This window comes from Adlercreutzia mucosicola DSM 19490, from assembly GCF_000422625.1.
GTDB classification, from domain to species: Bacteria; Actinomycetota; Coriobacteriia; order Coriobacteriales; family Eggerthellaceae; genus Adlercreutzia; species Adlercreutzia mucosicola.
Window position 1 is genome coordinate 1 of sequence record NZ_AUGK01000015.1, and the last position, 6256, is coordinate 6256.

Sequence of the window (6256 nt, forward strand, 5' to 3'; positions counted from 1 at the left end):
CCCGGACGGCCCCGACGTGGGGCCCGTGGCCCCGCCCGACACCGACCCGGCGACGCCTCCCGGGGGCGGTACCGTGGCCCCGGCCGACCCCGACGTGCGGGTGTCCAAGAGCGTGGAGAACCTCACCGCCCCCGGCGCCAAGGTGACGCACCTGGGGGACCGCCTGCGCTACGCAATCGAGCTCTCGAACGCCGGGCCGGCCGACAGCTGCCTCATGGGCGCCGCCATATCCGACCCGCTGCCGGTGGGCATGGAGCCCGTGCCGGGCAGCATCCGCCTGGCCGTGGACGGCGGGAAGCCCGTCGCGGTGGACGACGCGGCCTACGACAGGGGCAGCCGCACCGTCGCCGTGGCCTGCGGCGACCTGTGGGGCGGCCACGGGGCCGTGCTGACCTTCGAGTGCACGGTCGGCGAGGCGGCCCTCGGCGCCAACGTGGCCAACATCGCGCTCGGCCACGGCAAGGTGCCCTCCGAGAACCCCGGCACACGGCCCGAGGCCCCCGAGCCCGGAGGGCCCGCGGAGCCCCCGGCGGGCGAGCCCGAGGCCTTCTCGCCGCCGGCGACCCCTCCCACCCTGGTGGGCGAGGATCCCGGCGAGGGCGACATCGCGATCGGGAAGACCGCCGAGAACCTCTCCCGCGGGGACGGGACCACCCACGTGGGCGACACGGTGCGCTACGAGATCGCGCTCTCCAACGAGGGGGCGGGCACCAGCTGGATGGACGCCGTCATCCGCGACGACGTGCCCGAGGGGCTGGAGCCCGTGGCGGGCACGCTGCGCCTGACGCTGCCCGACGGCACCGAGGTCGCCGTGGACGATCGCGCCTACGACCCGGCCGCCCGCGTCCTGGCCGTGGCATGCGGCCACCTCCACGGCGGCCAGGCCGCCGTCCTCTCCTTCGACGCGCTCGTGACGGGGGCCGCCGTGGGCGCCGACATCGGCAACGTGGCGGTCGGCCTGGGCACGCCGCCCTCCGCGTGGGACCCCGACGGGGAGTCGCCCGAGCCCGGGGCCCCCTTCGACCCGCCCGGCGGCTGGGGCGCATACGAGAAGTCGCACGGCAGGGTCGTCTCCGACCCCGCCTACCCGCCGGGGGTCGACCGGCTCGGCGGCGTCATCGACGGCGAGGCCGACGAGCGCACCACCATCGCCCACAAGCTCGCCCAGACCGGCGACGCCCTGGCCGCGATCGCCGGCACCGCCCTCGCCGGCGCGCTCGCGGCGGCCGCCCTCGCCCTGGCGAGCCGCCGGCGCCGGACGCGGTAGGAGGCGCGGGACGCCTCCCGACTATTCGCAGGGGCGCCGCCCTGGCCGGCGCGGCCCTCTCGCTGGCCGGCCGCCGCCGACGGGAGCGGTAGGGCCGCCGGCCCGGGACGCGAGATCCTCCGCTCCCGGGCGGGCTGAAGCCCGTCCCTACGGGGCCGCACACAATCGGACGGTCCTCGTAGGGGCGGCTTCAGCCGCCCTGCGGGGTAGGTCCCAGCTGCGGGCGGGCTGAAGCCCGCTCCCACGAAGGCCGCCCCCTACCGCAAGCTGTCGCGGCGCCCCAGAAAGCCCTCCTCAATCCGCCCTCCCACGTCCGCCGCCTGGGGGAAGCCCTCCTCGGCGACGGCGACGGCCGCCCCGCGCAGGGCCGCCGGGAACGCTTCGATCAACTCTTCCAGCTCGTCGCGGGCATAACGGGCGCCGACGCCGCACGACCGGGCGGTCGCCACGACATCTTCCATCCTCACATTGTCGATGCGGCGCGAGCCGCCGAACGACACGCCCATCTCCCGGTCGAGCTCGGGGTAGACCGTCGTGCACGTAAGGTCGTACAGCGGCGACAGCTCCCGCGACGACCAGTCCTCGCTCCACAGCATCGAGTGGTTCTTCAGATGGTTGTCGGCGTTTCCCAGCGCCCAGTCCAGAAGCAGGCGCGAGAACAGCAGCCTCCTGTCCCCGAACGGGTTGCAGCTTCCCTCGTTCACGACCCAGGCACAGTGGTTCGCGTAGTTCCCGTCCGTGGGCTCGTATTTGTCGAAGTAGTCTGGCAAAGCCTGGAGGAAGTCCTCCTGGTGCAAGCGGTGCAAAAACGCATCGCCCACGTCGATGCGGTCGAACCGCTCCACGGCAAGCAAGGGCTCCTGGCCCGAAACGGGAATCAGGCGGCATGATGCCACATCGAATCCCAGAGCAGCGGCCGTCCGCATGCAGATGGCCTCGTTGACCGTCTGGTCGGGGAAACTGCCGTCGCACGCCTTCACGATATGGCTGGACGGAGCCGCTCCCTGCGGGTAGAACCAGAATCCGGACAAGGCGTCGAAGAAGAGGCCGATCTTCATCTGCGCCCCCGCCAGCGACAGCCTCGAGCGGCTGGCGGCCTGCGGGGCGAACTCCCTCGGGCGTTCGGCGAAGCGCGCGAGGTCGTCATCCCCCAGGGGCGCATAGCTGCGGCCCCCCAGAAGGGGCTCCTCCCCCTCGCCGAACACCAGGGCCCCGGCGGACTCGTCGCTCAGGCGGGCCATGAAGGCGCCCACGTCGTCGATATCGGCGTGAAAGGCGCGGCCCAAGCTGCGCCGCATGCTCCCCTCGGGCAGGATGCCGTTGAAGAACGACTCGGTCTCCCTGGCGGAGAACGCCCCCGGCCGCAGGGGAAGGGCCTGGGAAATCGACTGCGCCGTACGGCTCTGGAGATAGCTTTCGGAATACGCGAAGCCTATCCCGTCGCCCGCGGGCGCCACCCGGCCGACCTCCTCGAAGCGGCCGAAATACTCGCGGTAGACCACGAGCTCGGTGTCCTTCATGGCACTCACCTCTCGAACGCGACGACGTCGATGCCTAGGGCCGTCGCGAAGGCGAGCACCTTGTCGATCCCCACCGTGCCGCGGCCGCGCTCGATCTCCCCCACCAGCCGCGGGCTGAAGCCCAGCATGTCCGCGAGATCTTCCTGGGTGTAGCCAAGCCTCTTGCGGCGGCTCCTGAGCGCCGCCCCCAGCGCAGCCCCCTCCGTCACGCGCACCCCCTGGGCCATGATCTGATCGCGGCTTATGTCCATGATGCCTCGTTTCTTACGTATGGGTAATGAGTTTGCTGGAGTACATAGTATCATACCTATACGTAAGAAATTCAGGCTTCAGTCAGAATCTTACGCATAGGTACAGAAATGACCAGCGCCCCTCCCGGTTCCACCGCCGCCCCCAGCCCCAGCCGCAGCGCCCGGTGTTGCGGAAAGCGGGCCGAAGGGGTATATTCGGCCACGGTACGCTGATAGGTCGGCAACAGCTCTGCGTCCGGAGAGGGCGCGCCGACCTGCGAGAGAAGGAGAACCACCATGAGAGAGAAGCGACGGGGGTCGCTTCTGCGCCTGGGCCTGGCGGCCGCGCTCGCCTGCGGGATGGCTCCCGCGGCGGCCTTCGCCGCCCCGGAGGCCCAAATCACAGAGACCCCCCCCCATCGAGTTTTCTGAGCCGGTAGCCGACGCTGCCGACCCCGGCGAAACCGCCCCGACCGATGTCGATCCGCCCGACAGCCGGCCGCAGGGCCCCGACGACGCGGGCTCCCCTTCTCCCTCTTTCGAAAAACCCGATGCCGCTCCCGACGCGGCGCCCGACGGCGCGGACGACCCCGTAGCACAGGCCCTCGCCGAGGCGGGGCTGCCCCTCTCCGCCGCTCCCCTCGCCGACCCGACCCCCGACGCGCAGGGCTGGGTCACCTGCGGCGACCTGCGCGTGAAGGGCGGGGCCTACGGCACCGACTTCGTCTACACGCCGGGCGCCGTGCAGTACAACGGAGCCGATTACGGCACATCGGATGTGGTTGAGGTGCTCACCTCAACGCCCCTCACCTTCTCGGATGCCGCCGACCACGGCAAGGACGCGCCAGGTGCCACGGGCATCCAGGTGAACCCCACTGTCCACGCGGACATTACGCTCGCGAGCGTCCACATCGTCCACCGCATGCCGTTCAACATCATGACCAATATCGGTCAGGACAGACTCAACCCCACCAATCCCACCCGCTGTCACATCACCTTGGCCGACGGAAGCGACAATCTCCTCAAGGCCCACGACGGTGCCGGAAACAACGGCGCCGGAATCCGCCTGGGCGAGACATCCGTCCTCGTCATCGACGACTCCGTGCGCAACACCACCAAACCAGGTGGCAACGTCCATGATCAAACAAACGAGATAGCACCTGTGAACGGGGCTATCGGCCAGCAACAGACGCTCTCCAACGGCACCCAGCTTTTTGCCGGCGATCCAATCTCCAAGCTCAGCAGCGCCGACCCCGGTGCCCTGGAGGTATGGGGCGGCTGCAATGCCGCCGGCATCGGAGGTACGAATCGTGAATCGGCAGGCCATCTCACCGTCAACGGGGGCAACATCAGCGTCAGAGCATATCAGCATACAATGACCTGGGTGAACAGCAGCAGTAGCCACTATCAGGCTGCGGGCATCGGCGGAGGCAACTGCGGAGGCATTACGGGCCTTACCTTCAACGCCGGCGCCGTGTATGCCGAAGGCCAGTGCCACGGCGCCGCCATCGGCGGCGGCACCTACTACCTGCCCACGCGGAACAACGGCATGCTGTGGCCCGATGCCTTCCACACGCCCGACACCGCTGACGCAAGCACCTTCCTCGCCTTTGTCACAGGGGGCGACATCAACATCAACGGAGGGTTCATCGCGCCGAAGGCGCCCAACCACGGCAACGCCTTCGGCGACGGCTGCACTGGCTCCAGCAATGGCCATGTCATCCGCGTGACCGGAGGAACGCTCCTGCCTGACACCTCCATTTCGGAGTCTTACCAGTTCGACTTGGGAGTAAAGGGCGGCTATCTGGTCATCACCGGAGGCTCGGTAAACTGCACGCAAACCGGAACAGATTCCAACGGCAACGACACCTACAAGTTCGACGGCATTGGCGGCACGGCATGGGGAAACGACGCCTGTCTGGCCGACGGATACGACCCGAGCGACCCCGACGATCCCAACAAGGTGTTCAAGGTGACCGTGAACCTGACCTCGGAGATCGAGAAGCGCAACGCCGAGACGGGCATCACCGACGACGATTTGAACGACGTCATCAAGACCTGGAGCCTGACCGTAGGCGGCCAGCCCTACGCCTACGGAGCGCCCACTACCTTTGACGAGGGCAAGCTGTATCTGTGGCTGCCGAAGAGCGCCATCCAGAAGGAGATCGCCGTCGAGCTGTCCTACATCGACAAGAACGGCGCCGAGCAGAAGATCGAGCCCTTGTTCCGCGACCCCGCCACCGACCAGGGCGGCGACGTGCTGAAGCGCTACATCGACTTCGAGCTGCCGGCCTCCTACCTCGATTCGCTCACCAAGCACTACGACGGAACCGGGTTCGAGACATTCGACCTGGCGGCGCAGAAGCCCCCGCTGACCGGGTTGACAATGGATGCCAATGGCAACCGCGTGAGCGACGGCAAGGAGCTGACCGACCCGACCAAGGTGACGTACAAGTACCAGCCCTACGACAAGCGCGGCGGCAGCCCCACCGGCCCGGAGGTGTCCGCCGACGCCAACGGCAAGCCGCTTACGTCGATGCCCGCCGACGTGGGGGTGATGAAATTCACCATGGACTCGTCGCAGTGGTCGGACACCGCTGGGTTCAAGGACAGCTACTGGGGGCACCGCGCCACCGGCTGGTGCGAGATCAAGCCCTCTCCCTCGAAGGTGACGTCCGTGAAGGCGACGTGGGCCAACGGGGCGGACGCCGCCGACCCGTCCGACCCCTCCAAAATGCTGAATTTGGAGGCCGACGTGACGAGCGGCGTCTTCGACGACGGAACGCCCACCGCCCCCACTTGCAAGGCGCCCGAGGGCAAAGTGCAGCTGTACGTGGACGGCAAGCCCGCGGGCGATGCCGTGGAGATACGCTTCTCGCCCTCGACGGCGGCCGACGGAACGACGCTGCCGGCCAACGCGCACGTGGAGCGGGACGCCGACGGCCGCGAGCACACCGTCGTGTCGTGGTCGTTCGCCGTGGGCGACCTGATGGCGCCGGGCGAGACCCATCAGGTGTCCGTCCGCTACTTGCCATCGAAGAACTACCTGGAGAGCGCCGACCCCTCCGAGGGAGACGTGCCCAAAAGCGAGGTAGCGGTGCGGCCGGACCCCGCCATCGCACCCGCGCCGAAGCTCGCCAAGAAGGCCGAGAACCTGACGCACCCGAACGGCCCGACGCAGCCGGGCGACCGCATCCGCTACACGATCGAGGCGTCGAACGGGGCCAAGGGGTCGCTGT

General features: G+C 68.9%; 4 protein-coding genes. 2 read left to right on the plus strand and 2 right to left on the minus strand.

Going from position 1 to position 6256, the window contains the following annotated elements:
• The coding region (locus G503_RS14620) for an isopeptide-forming domain-containing fimbrial protein (RefSeq protein ID WP_035022681.1) at window positions 1-1267 on the plus strand (1267 nt) is incomplete at its 5' end.
• Window positions 1268-1524: 257 nt separating this feature from the next.
• Here the strand turns inward: G503_RS14620 and G503_RS14625 are convergent.
• Window positions 1525-2787, minus strand: coding sequence for a HipA domain-containing protein (locus G503_RS14625; protein WP_051191093.1), 1263 nt, complete (start codon window positions 2785-2787; stop codon window positions 1525-1527).
• A 5-nt stretch (window positions 2788-2792) separates the two neighbouring features.
• Window positions 2793-3038 (minus strand): helix-turn-helix domain-containing protein, encoded by a 246-nt coding sequence (locus G503_RS0109275; RefSeq protein WP_035022684.1) that lies wholly within the window; start codon window positions 3036-3038, stop codon window positions 2793-2795.
• 673 nt (window positions 3039-3711) lie between these two features.
• Between G503_RS0109275 and G503_RS16985 the strand changes: the two genes are divergently transcribed.
• A partial coding sequence (locus G503_RS16985) for a hypothetical protein (protein ID WP_202805175.1) occupies window positions 3712-6256 on the plus strand: 2545 nt, incomplete at its 3' end.

What these genes read in the sequence shown, in the direction of transcription:
- G503_RS14625 (WP_051191093.1), bottom strand. Translation starts at nt 2,787, where the DNA reads ATGAAGGACACCGAGCTCGTGGTCTACCGCGAGTATTTCGGCCGCTTC.
- G503_RS0109275 (WP_035022684.1), bottom strand. Translation starts at nt 3,038, where the DNA reads ATGGACATAAGCCGCGATCAGATCATGGCCCAGGGGGTGCGCGTGACG.